The organism is Paenibacillus sp. CR_12 (assembly GCF_041953985.1).
Classification (GTDB): domain Bacteria; phylum Bacillota; class Bacilli; order Paenibacillales; family Paenibacillaceae; genus Paenibacillus_AQ; species Paenibacillus_AQ lautus_A.
Genome location: NZ_JAVFHO010000013.1, coordinates 1 through 17,059 on the forward strand (window position 1 = coordinate 1; position 17,059 = coordinate 17,059).

19 protein-coding genes are annotated in these 17,059 nt (G+C 51.0%); 6 read left to right on the forward strand and 13 right to left on the reverse strand.

Features of this window, described 5'->3' with window-relative positions; translation table 11 throughout:
• Positions 1 to 18: 18 nt before the first annotated feature.
• Positions 19 to 348 carry a hypothetical protein gene (locus tag RB297_RS29255; protein WP_375122013.1) on the reverse strand — a complete coding sequence of 110 codons (330 nt, stop codon included), beginning with the start codon at positions 346 to 348 and terminating at the stop codon, positions 19 to 21.
• 243 nt (positions 349 to 591) lie between these two features.
• Between RB297_RS29255 and RB297_RS29260 the strand changes: the two genes are divergently transcribed.
• Positions 592 to 1,572 (forward strand): aldo/keto reductase, encoded by a 981-nt coding sequence (locus RB297_RS29260; protein ID WP_096776432.1) that lies wholly within the window; start codon positions 592 to 594, stop codon positions 1,570 to 1,572.
• Positions 1,573 to 1,830: 258 nt separating this feature from the next.
• Here RB297_RS29260 and RB297_RS29265 read toward each other — a convergent pair whose 3' ends face one another.
• The 4 genes from RB297_RS29265 to ilvB all read right to left on the reverse strand — a co-directional run bounded on the left by RB297_RS29265 (position 1,831) and on the right by ilvB (position 6,921).
• Positions 1,831 to 3,369 carry a 2-isopropylmalate synthase gene (locus tag RB297_RS29265; protein WP_375122014.1) on the reverse strand — a complete coding sequence of 513 codons (1,539 nt, stop codon included), beginning with the start codon at positions 3,367 to 3,369 and terminating at the stop codon, positions 1,831 to 1,833.
• A 164-nt stretch (positions 3,370 to 3,533) separates the two neighbouring features.
• On the reverse strand, positions 3,534 to 4,526 hold the full coding sequence (gene ilvC / locus RB297_RS29270) for a ketol-acid reductoisomerase (RefSeq protein ID WP_009589347.1): 993 nt from the start codon (positions 4,524 to 4,526) through the stop codon (positions 3,534 to 3,536).
• A 165-nt stretch (positions 4,527 to 4,691) separates the two neighbouring features.
• Positions 4,692 to 5,177 carry an acetolactate synthase small subunit gene (ilvN, locus tag RB297_RS29275; RefSeq protein WP_009589349.1) on the reverse strand — a complete coding sequence of 162 codons (486 nt, stop codon included), beginning with the start codon at positions 5,175 to 5,177 and terminating at the stop codon, positions 4,692 to 4,694.
• Between the two features lies 1 nt (position 5,178).
• The gene (gene ilvB, locus RB297_RS29280) at positions 5,179 to 6,921 is read right to left on the reverse strand and encodes a biosynthetic-type acetolactate synthase large subunit (RefSeq protein ID WP_096776434.1); all 1,743 of its coding nucleotides are present in this window, start codon (positions 6,919 to 6,921) and stop codon (positions 5,179 to 5,181) included.
• Positions 6,922 to 7,530: 609 nt separating this feature from the next.
• Between ilvB and RB297_RS29285 the strand changes: the two genes are divergently transcribed.
• A complete protein-coding gene (locus RB297_RS29285; RefSeq protein WP_015737151.1) occupies positions 7,531 to 7,980 on the forward strand; it encodes a GNAT family N-acetyltransferase in 450 nt (149 codons plus the stop codon).
• Here the strand turns inward: RB297_RS29285 and RB297_RS29290 are convergent, their stop codons facing one another.
• The 6 genes from RB297_RS29290 to RB297_RS29315 form a co-directional block, all read right to left on the reverse strand.
• The gene (locus RB297_RS29290; protein ID WP_096776435.1) at positions 7,981 to 8,325 is read right to left on the reverse strand and encodes a hypothetical protein; all 345 of its coding nucleotides are present in this window, start codon (positions 8,323 to 8,325) and stop codon (positions 7,981 to 7,983) included.
• Positions 8,326 to 8,529: 204 nt separating this feature from the next.
• The gene (gene rplT / locus RB297_RS29295; protein WP_006212255.1) at positions 8,530 to 8,889 is read right to left on the reverse strand and encodes a 50S ribosomal protein L20; all 360 of its coding nucleotides are present in this window, start codon (positions 8,887 to 8,889) and stop codon (positions 8,530 to 8,532) included.
• Positions 8,890 to 8,919: 30 nt separating this feature from the next.
• Positions 8,920 to 9,120 (reverse strand): 50S ribosomal protein L35, encoded by a 201-nt coding sequence (gene rpmI, locus RB297_RS29300; RefSeq protein WP_007127239.1) that lies wholly within the window; start codon positions 9,118 to 9,120, stop codon positions 8,920 to 8,922.
• Positions 9,121 to 9,146: 26 nt separating this feature from the next.
• Positions 9,147 to 9,641: a translation initiation factor IF-3 gene (gene infC, locus RB297_RS29305; RefSeq protein WP_009589332.1), complete on the reverse strand. Its 495-nt coding sequence runs from the start codon at positions 9,639 to 9,641 to the stop codon at positions 9,147 to 9,149.
• A gap of 278 nt (positions 9,642 to 9,919) precedes the next feature.
• Complete coding sequence (locus tag RB297_RS29310; RefSeq protein WP_009589322.1) at positions 9,920 to 11,158, reverse strand: glycosyltransferase family 2 protein; 1,239 nt, start codon at positions 11,156 to 11,158, stop codon at positions 9,920 to 9,922.
• Between the two features lie 268 nt (positions 11,159 to 11,426).
• Positions 11,427 to 11,591: a hypothetical protein gene (locus tag RB297_RS29315; protein ID WP_015737153.1), complete on the reverse strand. Its 165-nt coding sequence runs from the start codon at positions 11,589 to 11,591 to the stop codon at positions 11,427 to 11,429.
• 230 nt (positions 11,592 to 11,821) lie between these two features.
• Here RB297_RS29315 and RB297_RS29320 point away from each other — a divergent pair, with 230 nt between their 5' ends.
• A complete protein-coding gene (locus RB297_RS29320; protein WP_015737154.1) occupies positions 11,822 to 12,949 on the forward strand; it encodes a UDP-N-acetylglucosamine--LPS N-acetylglucosamine transferase in 1,128 nt (375 codons plus the stop codon).
• Between the two features lie 119 nt (positions 12,950 to 13,068).
• Here RB297_RS29320 and trmB read toward each other — a convergent pair whose 3' ends face one another.
• Together trmB and RB297_RS29330 are read right to left on the reverse strand one after the other, a co-directional pair.
• Positions 13,069 to 13,782: a tRNA (guanosine(46)-N7)-methyltransferase TrmB gene (trmB, locus tag RB297_RS29325; RefSeq protein ID WP_192570744.1), complete on the reverse strand. Its 714-nt coding sequence runs from the start codon at positions 13,780 to 13,782 to the stop codon at positions 13,069 to 13,071.
• A gap of 191 nt (positions 13,783 to 13,973) precedes the next feature.
• Positions 13,974 to 14,156 carry a hypothetical protein gene (locus tag RB297_RS29330; RefSeq protein WP_015737155.1) on the reverse strand — a complete coding sequence of 61 codons (183 nt, stop codon included), beginning with the start codon at positions 14,154 to 14,156 and terminating at the stop codon, positions 13,974 to 13,976.
• Positions 14,157 to 14,466: 310 nt separating this feature from the next.
• Between RB297_RS29330 and mnmL the strand changes: the two genes are divergently transcribed.
• The 3 genes from mnmL to RB297_RS29345 all read left to right on the forward strand — a co-directional run bounded on the left by mnmL (position 14,467) and on the right by RB297_RS29345 (position 17,053).
• Positions 14,467 to 15,420, forward strand: a complete 954-nt coding sequence (gene mnmL / locus RB297_RS29335) for a tRNA modification radical SAM protein MnmL/YtqA (protein ID WP_009589327.1) — start codon at positions 14,467 to 14,469, stop codon at positions 15,418 to 15,420.
• On the forward strand, positions 15,420 to 16,010 hold the full coding sequence (gene mnmM / locus RB297_RS29340; RefSeq protein WP_145040510.1) for a tRNA 5-(aminomethyl)-2-thiouridylate-methyltransferase MnmM: 591 nt from the start codon (positions 15,420 to 15,422) through the stop codon (positions 16,008 to 16,010). The genes mnmL and mnmM overlap by 1 nt, the downstream gene beginning before the upstream one ends.
• Positions 16,011 to 16,084: 74 nt before the next feature.
• On the forward strand, positions 16,085 to 17,053 hold the full coding sequence (locus RB297_RS29345) for a type I phosphomannose isomerase catalytic subunit (RefSeq protein WP_375122015.1): 969 nt from the start codon (positions 16,085 to 16,087) through the stop codon (positions 17,051 to 17,053).
• The last annotated feature ends 6 nt before the right edge of the window (positions 17,054 to 17,059 follow it).

Here is a 17,059-nt window from a genome sequence, read left to right on the forward strand (position 1 = left end):
TTTGCTTTTTTGTTTCGGTTATGATTCTGCTTTTGCTTCTGCTGTTGCCTCTGGCTTTTGTGTTCTTCTTTTGTTTTTTGCCTCTTGTTTCGGCTTCCTTCTTCTGCTTCTGCTTCTGCTTCTTGCTTCTGCTTCCTGCTTCGGTTTCTTCCTTCTGCTTCTGCTTCTTGCTTCTGCTTCTGCTTCTGCTTCTTGCTTCTGCTTCTGCTTCTTGCTTCGGCTTCTTGCTTCTTGCTTCGGCTTCTTACTTCTGCTTCTTGCTTCCGCTTCTTGTCTTGTTTCGGCTTCTTGCTTCGGCTTCCTGCTTCTGCTTCTGCTTCTTGCTTCTGCTTCTGCTTCTTGCTTCAACTTCATACTTCAGTTACATTACGCCGTTATTCCTATTACTTGCTTCTGCTACTTGGTACTACTCCCTACTCTCTGCTCCCTGCTCTTGCTCTTTAAATTTGGCGAATGACGTGAACAGCTGAGCCGAAAGTCGGATTTCAGTGCAACGTTTCCGAACGCCGTTAGTTACATTTTTCTGCCAATACGCTACAATAGGGGTGAATTTGCCTTATACCCTAAACGACCAAGGAGTGATCATCGATTATGAAGTACGCAGCTCTAGGTAAATCCGGCATGAAAGTAAGTCGTCTGTGTTTGGGGACGATGAATTTCGGTCCTGCCACGGATGAAAAGGAAGCCTTCCGCATCATGGATGCAGCGCTTGATGCCGGCGTCAATTTCTTTGATACGGCGAACATCTACGGCTGGGGCGAGAATTCGGGCCTGACCGAAACCATCATCGGACGCTGGTTTAACCAAGGCGGGGGCCGCCGCGAAAAAGTCGTTTTGGCTACTAAATTCTACGGTTCCATGAGTGATCCTCTGGATGGCCCCAACAATGAAGCCGGGCTGTCGAGCTATAAACTTCGCCGTCATCTCGAAGGGTCGCTGAAACGTCTGCAGACCGACCATATCGAGCTGTACCAAATGCATCACGTCGATCCTTCCGTCACTTGGGACGAGCTGTGGGGCGCTTTTGAGGTTGCGGTCAATCAAGGAAAAATCGGATATGTCGGATCCAGCAACTTTGCCGGCTGGCAGATTGCGGTTGCGCAGGCCGCGGCCCAGAGCCGTCACTTCCTCGGTCTCGTTTCCGAGCAGCACAAATACAGCCTGACCTGCCGATTGCCGGAACTCGAAGTGCTCCCCGCTTCGCAGCAGCTGGGTCTCGGCGTGATTCCTTGGAGTCCGCTGGACGGGGGACTGCTGGGACGCAATGCCCTTAAAAAAATCGAGGGCTCGCGCAGCGGAGGCAATGCGGAGCGCGTAGAAAAGCACCGCGTGCAGCTGGAACAGTTTGCCGCTCTCTGCCAAGAGCTGGGCGAACCGCAGGATAACGTCGCTCTTGCCTGGGTGCTGAAGAACCCGGCCGTTACCGGACCGATTATTGGGCCGCGCACGCTGGAGCAATTCGAAAGCTCCCTGCGCTCGCTTGAGATCGAACTCGATGAATCCGTGATGAAGCGCTTGGATGAAATATTCCCGGGCCCGGGCGGCGCCGCCCCGCAGGCCTACGCCTGGTAAGATCCGGGCTCCGCATCGACGCCTTAACGAAACCCTGTCTTATCTCGTTGATCAGCTGCATCAATCCGGTATCGGCCCTCTGCTATGAGGCCGTTTAAGGCTCGATGCTAGTGTCTTGATATCTGCATTCCACGTCTGGCCAACAGTTTAATAAAGCAAATAAAAGAGGAGCCGCTTCAATGGCGGCCCCTCTTTTTTTATGGCATTCACCTTCAGCGCTCATGCGGAGAGCAGATCTCCCGCCACGCCAAGTATGGATTACAGCGTAGCGCGCTCGCGCCGGCTAAACGTTTTGCGTTTCTCGATCAGGACGTTCACCGCATCGACGTAGGCACGTGCGCTCGCTTCCAGAATGTCGGTGCTCAAGCCGCGGCCTTGCGCGGCCACGTCGTTTTGGGACAGCACGACATGCACTTCACCTTGGGCATCCTTGCCGTGCGTTACCGACTTGATGGAATAGTCCGCAAGCGTAACCTCTTCGCCGGTCACCTTGTCGATCGCGTTATAGATCGCGTCCACGGAACCGTTGCCCTCGGCCTCTTCTTCAATCGTCTGATCTTCTGTTGCAATGCGCACCCGCGCCGTCGGCGTTGATTCGTTGCCGTAAGCAACAAAGATCGTTTCCAGCTTGAAGACCTCCGGCGTATCGATCAGTTTCTCTTCCAGCAGAGCCAGAAGATCCTCATCGGAAACTTCCTTCTTCTTGTCGGCCAGCACTTTGAATTTGGAGAATGCGTCATTCACCTGTTCTTCGGTCAGCTCATAACCCAGATCCAGCAGCTTCTCCCGGAAAGCATGGCGGCCGGAATGTTTGCCTAATACCAGCTTGCTTTCTTTGAGTCCGATGGACTCGGGGGTCATAATTTCGTAGGTTGTCTTCTCCTTCAGCATACCGTCCTGGTGAATGCCGGATTCATGGGCGAACGCGTTCGCGCCGACAATCGCTTTGTTGCCTGGCACGACCATGCCGGTCAGCTTGCTCACAAGGCGGCTCGTGCGGGCGATTTCGGTTAAGGCCAGCCCCGTCTTCGCTCCAAAGAATTCGGAACGCGTCTCGAGCGCCATCGCAATTTCCTCGATCGCGGTATTGCCTGCACGTTCACCGATTCCGTTGATCGTGCCTTCGATCTGATCGGCCCCGTTCAGAATGGCGGCAAGGGTGTTCGCCGTGGCCATGCCCAGATCGTTATGGCAGTGCGCACTCAGCTGAACCTTCTTGATATCCGGAACATTTTCCTTCAAGTATTTGAAGATGGCCCCGTATTCCGAAGGGTTCAAATATCCCACGGTATCCGGAATGTTCACGACATTGGCGCCTTCGCGCACTGCCATGGCGACGACCTCGGCCATGAAATCAAGCTCGGTCCGGCCCGCATCCTCCAGGGAAAATTCCACTTTGGAAAAGTACTTCTTGGCGTAACGGATCGAAGCCTGCGCCGTTTCCAGCACCTGCTGCTTCTCCATCCGCAGCTTGAACTTGCGGTGAATCGGCGAAGTGGCCAGGAACACGTGAATGCACGGGTCCTGGGCGCCTTGAAGCGCTTCGCGAACCGCATCGATGTCATTTTCTCTGGAGCGTGACAATCCAATGACCGTAACGTCCTTAACCGCGCGTGCCACTGCATTCACAGCTGCAAGGTCACCGGGTGACGCCGCTGGAAACCCTGCTTCCATGCGGTCGATTTTCAACTTTTCGAGCTGAAGGGCGATTTCCACCTTTTCCCGAGTGTTCAAATTCACGCCAGGAGACTGTTCACCATCTCTCAGCGTTGTATCAAAGACATAAATCTTTCGCATGTCGGCACCTCCTTGAAGTTTATCTCATGACGTAAACATCCGGCGGCAGTTGATAGAATCCCCTGCCGCCGGCTGCTTAATCTGACGGGTCCGGGCAGCAGCATTATCATCTCATGCCGGACTGCCCCAAACCCCGAAGAATTCCTTATGAATTCTATATATTCTTATTTTTTGATCCAATGCATCATTTCGCGAAGCTCTGCACCCACCACTTCGATCGGATGCTCGGACTCGTTGCGGCGAGTAGCTGTCAGGAAAGCGCGTCCCGATTGGTTCTCAAGAATAAAGTCGCGGGCGAATTTACCTTGTTGAATATCAGACAGGACTTCTTTCATTGCCTTCTTGGTATCTTCGGTTACCACGCGAGGGCCTGTTACATAGTCGCCATACTCCGCCGTGTTGCTGATGGAGTCGCGCATGCTTGCAAGACCGCCTTCATAGATCATGTCCACGATCAGCTTCAGTTCATGCAGGCACTCGAAGTATGCCATTTCCGGCGCATATCCAGCTTCGGTCAACGTTTCGAAACCTGCTTTGACCAATGCGGATACACCGCCGCACAATACCGCTTGCTCACCGAACAAGTCTGTTTCGGTTTCTTCGCGGAAGGAAGTCTCGATAACGCCTGCGCGAGTACAGCCGATGCCTTTTGCATAAGCAAGACCGATCGCCTTAGCTTGTCCAGTCGCGTCTTTCTCGATTGCGATCAATCCAGGTACGCCAAAACCTTCAACGTACGTACGGCGAACCATGTGACCCGGGGATTTAGGAGCAACCAGAAGAACGTCGTTGTCCTTAGGAGCTACGATTTGACCGAAATGAACGTTGAAACCGTGGGAGAACATCAGTGCCGCGCCTTTTTTCAGGTTTGGCTCGATATCGTTTTTGTACACCGCTGCTTGCGTTTCGTCCGGCATCAGGATTTGTACTACATCCGCACGGCTAACGGCTTCCGCTACAGGGAGTACTTCGAAACCGTCGTTTTTCGCTTTGTCGAACGATTTGCCTTCACGAAGACCAATGACAACCTGAAGTCCGCTGTCGCGAAGGTTTTGCGCTTGGGCATGACCTTGGCTTCCGTAGCCGATAACCGCGATTGTTTTGTCTTTCAGCACGCTGAGTTCTGCATCTTGTTCATAATAAGTAGTAATTGCCATTTGTATAAGTCCTCCTTTGATTTTAAAGACCCTTCATGATGAGCGGGTATCTCAATAGACCGCTGCTTACCCGATCTGCTGAGACACCCGCTCATGCCATGCAGGTGTCTAACACTTATATTGCAATAACTTTGTCATCCGGATAAAAAGAATAATGTTTCATCATTACGCGTTACCGCGAATCATCGCGGTAACCCCGGTACGGGAAAGCTCCTGGATGCCATAAGGCTTAAGCAGCTCGATCATCGCATCGATTTTGACAGTATCGCCGACAACCTGAACCATCAGGTTGGTCGTGCCGATATCCACGACGGATGCGCGGAAGGTTTCGACAACGCCCATAATTTCCGGTCTTGCCGACGGCTCGGCTTTTACTTTGATCAGGGCGAGCTCCCGGGCAACCATCGGCTTCGAGCTCAGATTGATGACTTTAATGACATCGATCAGCTTGTAAAGCTGCTTCTCTACCTGCTCCAGCGTCGTTTCGTCTCCGGTGGTAACGATAACCATCCGGGACAAGCCGATTTCCTCCGACTGCCCCACGGTAATGCTCTCGATGTTAAAGCCCCGGCGTCCGAATAACCCGGATACGCGCTGCAGGACACCCGGCTGGTCATTCACTAGTACGGCAATGGTATGTTTTGTACTCATCTTACGCATCCCCCATCAGCATTTGATCGATTGTCGACCCTTGCGTCACCATCGGATACACGTTCTCGCCCTTCTCAACAACGAATTCAACGAGGACGGGTCCCGGTGTTTCCATCGCTTCGGCCCAAGCACGCTGAGCTTCTTCTTTCGTCGTGGCGCGAAGTCCTTTGACACCGTAAGCTTCGGCCAGCTTGACGAAATCAGGGCTGCCTGCCAGATCGATGTGGCTGTAACGGTTATCGTAAATCAGCTCCTGCCATTGACGAACCATGCCGAGCACTTGGTTGTTGATGACAACGATCTTCACCGGAATGTTGTTGATGGCGCAGATGGCCAGTTCTTGCGAACACATCTGCATGCCGCCGTCTCCGTTGATCGAAATGACCAGGCGGTCTGGATGCGCCATCTGTGCCCCGATCGCGGACGGGAATCCGAAGCCCATCGTTCCGAGTCCGCCGGAGGTGATCCAGGAACGCGGCTGGTTGAACTTGTAATACTGCGCGGCCCACATTTGATGCTGACCAACGTCAGTCGTTACAATGGCTTCGCCCTTCGTGGTATCGTTCAGCATTTCAATAACCCATTGCGGCTTCAGCACCGTATCCGAATCGACGTAACGGAACGGATACTCGGCTTTCCATTTGCGGATCTGGTCTCTCCACGCATCGGCTTTCGCAGCGTACGAAACGATCGGGTTCAGCATCTCAAGCACCGTCTTCACGTCACCGACAATCGGAATATCGGTCGGCACGTTCTTGCCGATCTCGGCCGGGTCAATGTCGATATGAACGATCTTCGCGTGAGGCGCGAATCCGTCAAGCTTGCCGGTAACCCTGTCATCAAATCTTGCCCCGATGTTGATCAGCAGATCCGACTGCTGAATACCATGGTTCGATGTGTAGGTTCCGTGCATGCCCGGCATTCCTGTCCACAAATCGTTACCTGTCGGGAAGGCGCCAAGGCCGAGAAGCGTTGTCGTGATCGGAATCCCGGTTTTGTTCACGAATTCGTGCAGTCCTTCGTGAGCACCGGAGTAAATCACGCCGCCGCCGGCAAGAATCATCGGACGCTCGGCCTCCTCGATCGCGCGGGCCAGTTTATCCAACTGAAGTTTGTTCGGCACCGTCCGAGGATTATATCCTCTCAGTTGGATTCGCTCTTCCGGCTGGAACAGCGTGGTTGCCGCGGATACATCCTTCGGAATGTCGATCAGCACCGGTCCTTTGCGACCGGTTGAGGCGATATGGAAGGCCTCATGAATCACCCTTGGCAGATCCTTAACGTCCCTTACCAGATAGCTGTGTTTCGTAATCGGCATCGTGATGCCTGTAATATCCGCTTCCTGGAAAGCATCCGTACCGATCAGGGTTGTTGCAACGTTACCGGTAATAACAACGAGCGGAACGGAATCCATGTAAGCTGTTGCGATACCGGTCACAAGGTTCGTTGCCCCCGGTCCTGAAGTTGCTATGCATACGCCGACTTTGCCGCTTGCGCGGGCGTAACCGTCAGCGGCATGAATGGCACCTTGCTCGTGTCGGGTCAAGACATGGTTGAAATCCTTAAAACCATACATCGCATCGTAGATATACAGGACGGCTCCGCCCGGATATCCGAAGACGCACTCGACACCTTCGAGCAGAAGACTCCGAAGCAAGATTTCCGAACCGGTAATCACTTCAGGCTTCAACCATTTCTCTCGTAATTGTTCTGTAGACCGCACTTCTGGAGTTTGCGCGCTCATCAGTCATCCTCCTCTCAAATATTGGCACTCTTCTCTTTCATCCATGATTCAAGCAACAAAAAAACCTTCCGTCGCCACACCCGGAGTATCTCCGTGTGAGGGACGAAAGGTTTAGCTTCCGTGGTACCACCCATATTTGCCCTACACCTCGCAGTGCAGAGCCTCAGCAGGTATGAAGAACGCATGAACACAGCTCTTCAATATCTGCAGTCCGTAACGCGGACTAAGACGATTCCCCCTAATAAACGCTGTTACGACTTAATGCGATAAAGTCATAGCGTAGCATCTTTCAGGGAAACAGCTCCGAGGTGAGCTCGTATAAAAGGGGTTTTGGTGGTGGTTTCAGCTGATCCATCCACTCTCTGAGCAAAAGAGCCCTTTAAACTTCGTCCTCATCATTGCCGATTGGATATATTCGTTAAAATGTTTAGAAACATTATATGATTCATTCAATCCAGAAGTCAACACATTTATTTTACTTCCGATGAAAGGTTTTCATTCACAATGGGCGCAATTCCTCCGCCGCCTTGAAGCAAAACACCCTATGAAACCCTGCTACATATGATAAATGGAGCAGACTTAACCGCGGTGAAGGGAGGAAACAACACGATGATCCGTTACCGAAAACCGGACCAGGATGATCCGATGATTCTGCAGCTCATCGAGTCCCAACTCGTCCCGCTTTCCCATATGACCAAAAAAGAGCTGGACCTCATCCGCAAGGATATTCCCTCTCGTTTACGGCGCGGCGTGACCCTTGTCGCTTCGCCTCAGGATAACGAAAAAATCGTTGCTTTTATCCATTTCATGATGCACGGCGAGCTGCTGTATATCGATATGCTGGCCGTCGCATCCACCGCACAGCGAAAACGGTGGGGTGTCCGTTTGATGGAACATGCCGAACGTTTCGCTGTATCCCGCGGATGCAAACGTGCCAAAGTCATGGTGGACATCGGCAACCACACCGGCCTTCATTTTTACCGAAAGCTTGGCTATACGGTGACCAGAATGATCGAACCCAGCCGATGTTATGAGTTGGAAAAGATTTGGTTCCTCTAATTACCAGAAGAAGCCTGGCCCGAATCCTGGTCCAAAACCCGGTCCAAAGCCTGGTCCAAAGCCCGGCCCGAAACCGCCGTAACCCGGTCCAAAGCCGCCAGGGTAGCCTCCAAACCCGCCGCCATATGCATAAGGTGCCGTACCAATGGCAAGAAGATCAAACAATGCGAGCGGAATAATCGCCTTGGTTTTCACCTTTTTCCCCTTGGTTGCCGGTTCCACATAAAGGCGGTTGCCGGAGACGCGTACCAGCTTGCCCGTCACCATAGTTCCGTTTTTCTTATACGCCACGATCTCTTTGCCCACGTATGATTTCACTTTCGCCTTGCTGACAGGCTTGTGCATAAGATCCCTCCTCAGGTAATATACATTTCAATTTATTCCGGAAGGAGTTCCCTTGCTTGTTTCAATGCCCTTACGATAGCAAAAGATAGGCGACTCTCTCCATGAGCCGAGCACCCGTGCCGCCGAAATGATGCATGATAGCGGGGGGACGCAAAATAAAAAAAACCGCCGTAATATTACGGCGGTTTTTTCATACACGTATAATTAAGCGTTCACTTTTTCTTTAGCTACAGTAGCCAAGGAATTGAACGCGTTCAGGTCGTTCACAGCCAGATCAGCCAGCATTTTGCGGTTGATGTCCACGCCAGCAAGCTTCAGTCCATGCATCAATTTGCTGTAGGACAGACCGTTTTGACGAGCAGCCGCGTTGATACGAACGATCCACAATTTGCGGAAGTTACGCTTCGTATTGCGACGATCGCGGTATGCATAAACGAGGGATTTCATAACCTGCTCGTTCGCTGTTTTAAAAATGCGGTGTTTGGAACCGAAATAACCTTTCGCAAGCTTCAATACTTTTTTATGTCGACGACGAACGACAAATCCGCCTTTAACTCGTGCCATATCAAAAGACCTCCCAATAATTGTTGTTTACTATTTCAAGTTAGCCAGACCTTGCTTCAAACGTTTAACATCTCCAGGCGCCATGACAGGGCTATTGGACAATACGCGCTTCGCACGCTTGGATTTGTGGGAAAGCAAGTGGTTTTTGTAAGCTTTATAACGTTTAACTTTACCAGTACCAGTAATTTTGAAGCGGCCTTTCAGGCTGCTATGTGTTTTCATTTTAGGCATTGTAGTACTTCCTCCTCTAATTTCTCTTAGGCTTTTGGAGCCAAAATCATAATCATGCTGCGGCCTTCCAATTTCGGTTGACGCTCAATGACGCAGAGATCCGCCACTTCCGTTTTCACGCGCTCCAAAATCTTCTGACCGATGTTAGCATGGGTGATTTCACGGCCGCGGAAACGCACGGAGCATTTCACTTTATCGCCGTCTTTCAAAAACTTAACGACATTGCGAAGCTTGGTTTGATAATCATGCTCCTCAATGTTGGCTCGGAACCATACTTCTTTGATGTCCACAATTTTCTGGTTCTTCCGTGCTTCCTTCTCTTTTTTCTGCTGCTCATAGCGGAATTTACCGTAGTCCATGATGCGGCATACCGGCGGTTTCGCCTGAGGGGCCACGTTCACCAGATCCAGATTGAGATCAATTGCCATTTGCAGTGCTTCACGAATCGGCTTGATCCCGATTTGCTCACCTTCGGCACCAACCAAACGTACTTCTTTGGCCCGAATCTCGTCATTGATCATATGTTCCTTACTGATAGTCCTCCACCTCCAAATTACTTGTTGTTCCTGTTTGCAAAAAATAAAGGGATGACGGGTTAACCACCGACATCCCTATTTGATACTCATCTCACAAATGAAGTTGAATCCATTCATTGATTTCGTGATCAAACCAGCCAACGCATGTCGGTCAGGTGAGAAGCGGCGCTTCTGCTTGCAATCAGATATTCTGTTTAACAGACTAGGATAGTATAACAGGTCATCCTAACATCTGTCAACACAAATGGCATAAAAATTTTGGATTAGCCTTGTTTGCTCTGAACTTCTTCAAGGCGCACAACCCGAGTATGCTCCGTATGACTCCACTGCTTGTTGTTCTGCGTGAAGAACGCATATACCGTGATGGGATACCACGACAGCAGATAAATCGGAAACAGCACCAGATACATATATACCTTCTTGTACTTCACCTTCTCCAGAATCATCGCAATCATGAACGTGAACACATTCGCCGCAATCGCCGTAAAGCTCAGCCACAGCGGTAAATAACCGTACAGGTTCGCGATGTTCGGACCATTGAAGAACGAGCTGTCAACCCAGATGATAGCCGTCAACAAGAAAGTCAGCAGCACGATGTAGACGTTGACTCCGTAAAGGGCCAAGTCCAGCTTCACAAGGCTGCGCTCCTTAATGGCACGCCACAACAGCGGGAAGAAATAACGGCGGGCAACCGTAAAGTGACCCTGCATCCAGCGCAGACGTTGTCTGGCGGAAGCCTTAAACGTAAGCGGCTTTTCGTCGAATACCTTCGCGTCGTAATTGAACTTCGGATACACGCCGCGCATGACGCTGCGCATGGTGAACTCCAAGTCCTCCACCAGACTGGTTGCGCCCCAGCCGATCTCCTTCAAGAGATTGGTCTCGAAGCACATTCCCGTACCGCCGAGGAAGTTGGCCATGTTCAGATTGCTGCGGGACAGCTGCCACAAGCGGTTGATATACCAGTAGGAAACCCCGTAAGAGGCGGTGATCCAAGAATCCTCTGGGTTCTTGGTATCGATATATCCCTGGATAACTCTCGCTCCAGAGCAAAGATCGTTGTTCATTTCATTCAAGAAATTCGGATCCGCCAGATTATCCGCATCAAACATAACGACCGCGTCATACTGGCGCGGCATCGCCCAGAGTTCTTTCAGCATCCATTCGATGGCATAGCCTTTGCCTCGAAGATTCTGATTCGTGCGCACGCAGGCGTTCATCCCGTGGGCACGGACGATTTCTGCTGTACGGTCTGTACAGTTGTCGCAAATGACAAATACGTCGTACAGATGTTTCGGATAATTTAGCTGTTTCAGGTTCTCCATTAATGCCCCGACAACCTGCTCTTCGTTATGCGCAGCAACTAACACTGCAAATGATTTATTGGGTTCAAACTGTTGTTTCTTTTTTCTTTTGACCAGACCAAACAAAGAGAATACGAACTGGTACACACCCACCGCGGCCAAGAATAGTTGGAGCGCGATAAAGATGGCGTCTGTCATGATTCTCCGTTACCCCCTTTTTATAACCCGAGAATGTTTGTTTTTTTCTCTCTAAGTTCTTCGCATTTTTGTTGTTGCTATGACCCTGTGACTTGTGTCTGTCCTTCTAGTAGCCTCGGTGCCGCGGGGCAACTTCGCACGTCATACACGATTTTCCACACTTTTGAATCTTTTGTCAAAACCGTGGAATGCTCTAATTTACGGAAAAACTTCGTAAAAGAGCTCAGCTTGCATTCCAGTTTGCCAGCAAGCTTCGTTTCAAACGGCTTTAGTTCTTATTTTCATCCGTTTTCTTGCTTTTTATTTCTCTTGGCTGCCCATTTTTTCTTTTTCGACTTGTCCGCCAATAAATAAACGCAACAGACAACCAAAAAGTTTTCGTTTTTTTCAGTGCTCTTTCTCTAATAAACTTTTTGACGTCCGTTTGAATCATTGTAGCGGCATCTCCTACTCAAGTCAAAAGACCACGGACCCTGATTTTCTACAAAATGCGCGCTGCTGGCTAACTCCTTAAGTAGCAAGGGTCCAGCGAGAAGCTTGCCGAATCAATTGGCCGTTCCCGGGACCAAAGTCCCTTACCTGCAAGGGGGAAGTGGTTGATTTCTCTTCCCAAAATCGATATGTTAAAGTTAAAGAATAACGCTGCAGAACGGGTGAAAAGTAGTGGCTAAAAAAAGAGTCTTGCTGTTATCTGAAGGGTTCGGCGCAGGCCATACACAGGCCGCTCATGCACTCTCCAGCAGCCTGCGCCAGTTGTCCCCTAGCGTACAGACCAAAGTTCTCGAGCTCGGGAGCTTCTTGAACCCTAAAATCGCTCCACTGATCATTTCGGCCTACAGAAAGACCATTACGACTCGCCCAAGATTGGTCGGGTACATGTACCGCCATCAAAAATCCTTTAACCGTTTTACCGCTTTAGCGCTTCACCGAATGTTCTATACAAGCACCAAGAACGTGGTCAGGCAGCTCCGACCCGACATCATTGTGTGCACCCATTTCATACCAAGTGCGGTCATCTCGCGTTTGAAACGGCTGGGCACGAACGTGCCCCTGTGTACCGTTATAACCGATTATGATGCTCACGATACATGGATCAGCCCTGAGGTCGACCGATATTTCGTGTCCACGCCGGAAGTGAAGCGAAAGCTGCTCAATCGCGGGGTTTCCCAAGCCAAAATTCAGGTCACCGGCATACCGATCCATCCCGACTTCTGGACGCATCCGAGCAAGGAGGAAATCCGGGCGCGGTTTAACCTGTCCGATATGCCTACCGTGCTGGTGATGGGCGGAGGCTGGGGCATCATGAATGACGAAGTTGTGCATGAATTTCTGACCCGATGGCGAGAAGAAGTCCAGATCATATTTTGCCTCGGCAATAATGACAAGGGCCGCGAGGAGATGGAGAGCAATTCCAGGTTCCAGCATCCGAACATCCGGATATTGGGCTTTACGCGGGAGATCGACAAGCTGATGGAGGTGTCGGATCTGCTCGTTACGAAGCCCGGCGGCATGACATGCACCGAAGGCCTGGCCAAAGGAATTCCGATGCTGTTCCATCAGCCCCTTCCGGGACAGGAAGAAGAAAACTGCCAGTACTTCACGGCACAGGGATTGGGAGAGCCCATCCATTCCCTGGAGGTTCTGGGCAAATGGATGAACAAGCTGCTTCATCAATACGACCTGATCCAAGAACAACGGGCGCAAAACTTGCAGGACATCGAACGCTTTCATCCCATGCAAAGCGCCCGCAGCATCATCGACATGCTGGAAAACGAAAAGGTGTACTCCTGAATAAGGAGCACACCTTTTTTGCTGCGTTTTATCGCGAGCAAATCACCCGAACGGATAGATTTTCTTCTATTATAATAGTTGTAAACGCTATCACAGAGAGAAACTATCACGAGTAGATGTTAGTTTCCGTATTTTTCAAGGCGATTCTGATGGTATGAAGCAAGGGCTTCCTTGCCTACAATCGCCTCGCAGCGATGAATTTGCATGCCTTGGCCGACGAATTTCGTTTCGTATTCTGTCATGACATGCTCTTCGTTCAGCCCGTCGCGATGCAGATCCAGCGAAATGTTCGTCATTTGCAGACCATAATCGGCAAAAGCATTCAGGGAGAATTCAAAGAGCGTGACCGAATCGGTCTTAAAATGGATCTCCCCCCGCTCGTTCAGGATCCGGGAATACTTGTCCAGAAAGCGCGGATGCGTCAGACGACGGCGTGCATGCTTTGTTTTTGGCCACGGATCGCTGAAGTTCAAATATAACCGTTCAATCTCGCCGGGCTCAAAAACCTCTTCGACATTCTCGATATTAAACAGCGCCAGCTTCAGATTCGGCGGGGTATCGACTCCCTCCTGGGCCCAGACATTGCGCCCCTTCTCGCTTGCGCGGCGAATCAGCTCGTCGTACATGTCGACGCCGATGAAATTCACTTGCTGATGCTTGTAACTCATCTGGCTTATAAATTGGCCCTTGCCCATGCCGAATTCGACATGGATCGGAAGGTCGTTGCCAAATAACGAAGCCCACTTCCCTCTATATTGACCGGGGTCCAAAACGACCAGGTCTTCCTGCTGCTCCAGATTTTCCCGTATACCTTTTCTTCCGCGTAAACGCATGTCATACCTCCGAAACTTTCCAAGTAAATTTAGAATGATATCCCGATACTGCATTTATTGTGACGAAGTTGATCCCAAAAGTAAAGAGCCCCATAGAAAAAGGAACCTACGCTCTGCTCAACGCAGAGGCTTTAGGTTCCTTTTTCTTATATTTGGAATTGGGGTTCCGCGATAGTTAAACTGTGAATAGTCTACCTTTCTTCCGACGTAAAATCAAACGTCTTCTCAAAGGCGGCCCGAATCTTGCGACGTGCCGAAGCCTTGACTCCCTGGTCGGAGTTAAACTCCACGCCGGTAAGGGCTAGGGCTTCATTCGGGGTAAGCTCCACAGCGATTTTGTCTTTACTGTCATTCTTTACTGTCGATGAATTCATTCGTAATCACCTCACGGTATTATTGTATCCATGACGTCACACAAATATGAATCCTATCCGTTATATACCCATGCCAAAATTGCTTGAATCATCTTTTTATTTTTCTATTTTAAATATACCAATTATATGCAATCCATTCAAGTAACAACGTCTTAATTAGGCTTGAAGACCTGTATATAACGCAATCCTTTATTTTTTGTTACAATGGACGTAGCTGTTTCATTTAAGTAAAAGGCCAGTAAATTATGGGTTGCCAGGGCCTTGGCTGAACCTGTCTCAATTCAACTTAAGCGTCTATAAAGGAGCAAACATGAGCACACCACTTATACCCGCCCCGACCTTATGGGGCGACAAACGTTTTCATACATGGAATTACGAGATGCGCGGCCAGTTCCAGGAGAAGGTATTCAAGGTTATGCTGGATGCCGGCTTTACGTGTCCGAACCGTGACGGCACGATTGCCAAGGGCGGATGCACCTTTTGCAGCGCCCGCGGCTCCGGCGATTTCGCGGGAAGGCGGCGGGATGATCTCGTTACCCAGTTCAACACCATCCGTGACCGGCAGCACCAGAAATGGCCGAACGCCAAATATATCGGCTATTTCCAAGCCTATACCAACACGTATGCTCCGGTCGAAGAACTTCGCGAATATTATGAAGTCATTCTGCAGCAGCCGGGGGTTGTCGGTTTGTCGATCGCCACACGTCCCGATTGCCTGCCTGACGATGTCGTGGAATACTTGGCGGAGCTGAACGAGCGAACCTATCTGTGGGTGGAAATGGGTCTGCAAACGATCCATGATTCCACTTCGGAGCTGATCAACCGGGCCCATGATACCGAATGTTATTTGGAAGCCGTCGAGAAGCTGCGCAAACATAATATCCGGGTCTGCACACATATTATTTACGGGCTTCCGCAAGAGGATCATGACATGATGCTTGCCACCGGCCGGGCGGTCTCCAAGATGGATGTGCAGGGAATCAAAATCCATCTGCTGCACCTTATGCGCAAGACACCGATGGTGAAACAATACGAAGCCGGGCTGCTGCGATTCCTGGAGCAGGACGAATACATCAGCCTTATCGTGGATAGCCTGGAGTTTTTACCTCCGGAAATGATCGTCCATCGCCTTACCGGAGATGCTCCCCGGGATCTCTTGATCGGACCGACGTGGAGTCTCAAAAAATGGGAAGTGCTTAACGGCATCGACGCCGAGCTCAAGCGCCGGGATACGTGGCAGGGTAAATTGTGGGGGGTATCCTGATGGGCTTCCTCTCGGTTTTAAGTTTTGCCCACAAACTGGTGTCCGAAAGGCTCCGTCCCGGAGACATCGCGCTGGATGCAACCGCCGGAACCGGAGCCGATACGCTCTATTTAGCCAAATGCACAGGCTCAAAGGGCAAAGTGTATGCCTTCGATATTCAAGAGCAGGCGCTGCAGCTGACTCGGGAAAGGCTGGACAAGGAGCCGCCCGGCACCCTTGCGGAGGTTAGCCTTGTTCTTCAGAGCCATTCGCTTATGAGGGAGTGCGTACCTGAGATTGAGCACGGCCGCATGGGTGCGATCATGTTCAATCTCGGCTACCTTCCGGCGGATTCATCGGATAAACGGATCATGACGGAGACCGCCAGTACGCTCACGGCCCTGGAGGCTGCGATCGAGCTGCTCCGCCCCGGGGGCATTATCACCATCGTGCTGTATCCAGGCCACAAAGGCGGCGATGCCGAGGCGGACGCGGTCCAGGCTTGGGCGGGGGAATTGCCCCAGCACAAAGTGCAAACGATTTTGTATCGCGGCCTTCAGCGCTCCGAAGCGCCATATCTCATTGCACTGGAACGAAAGAAGCCGATATGATATAAGTTCTAGGAGAGGTACCGCACTTCACATCCATAGAATATTCCAAACATGATGAAAGGTAGATGATTACAATGACAAAACCATATCCATTGTTGTTCCAGCCTGAATTTAAAGAACGCGTGTGGGGAGGCCGGGCACTAGAGCAGTTCGGCTTGGATATTCCTGAAGGACATATCGGGGAAGGCTGGATGATCGCCGACCATCCGAACGGCACGACCAGCATCGTGAACGGCGAGCTTGCCGGACGCGGCCTGGATGAGGTCCGGGAGCAATTCGGGCGGGAATGGTTCGGAAGAAAAGGATTCTCCGAGGTTAACGGACGTTTTCCGCTCCTGATCAAGCTGCTTGACTGCAATGAAAACCTCTCCGTTCAGGTCCATCCGACCGATGACTACGAAGGGCTTCCGAAGGGCGAGCTTGGCAAGACCGAAATGTGGTATGTGCTGGATGCCAAACCGGACGCCAAAATCATATACGGCCTGAAAGAAGGCGTTAGCCGCGAGACTTTGAAAGAAGCCATGGAAAACGGCACCGTTATGGACCAGCTTCAAGAAGTGTCCGTAAAGGCCGGAGATACGTTCTACATACCTGCGGGAACCGTGCATGCGCTCTGCGCGGGCGTTGTGGTGGCGGAAATCCAGCAAAACTCGGATACGACCTACCGGATTTTCGATTATAATCGACCGGGTCTTGACGGTAAGCCGCGCGAGCTCCATATCGAAGACTCCTTGAATGTGACGGCCTATGAAGGATCGGGAGCAACCACCATGAGCACGGAAGGAACGGTGCCGGGAGAATGGCTTGAGCTTGCCAAATCCCCGTATTTCGTCGTGGAAAAAGGCGTCGTGAGCGGAGCATGGTCCTTGTCCACTTCCGCGGAAAGCTTCACGATCGTCGTTGTATGCGACGGCCAAGGAACCCTCAGCTGGGATAACGGCTCCATCGATTACACGTCAGGACAGTGCTTCCTGCTGCCTGCGAATCTGGGGGCCTATACATTGGACGGGCAATCCACGGTTCTGCGTTCATATTTGCCTTAAACAGGG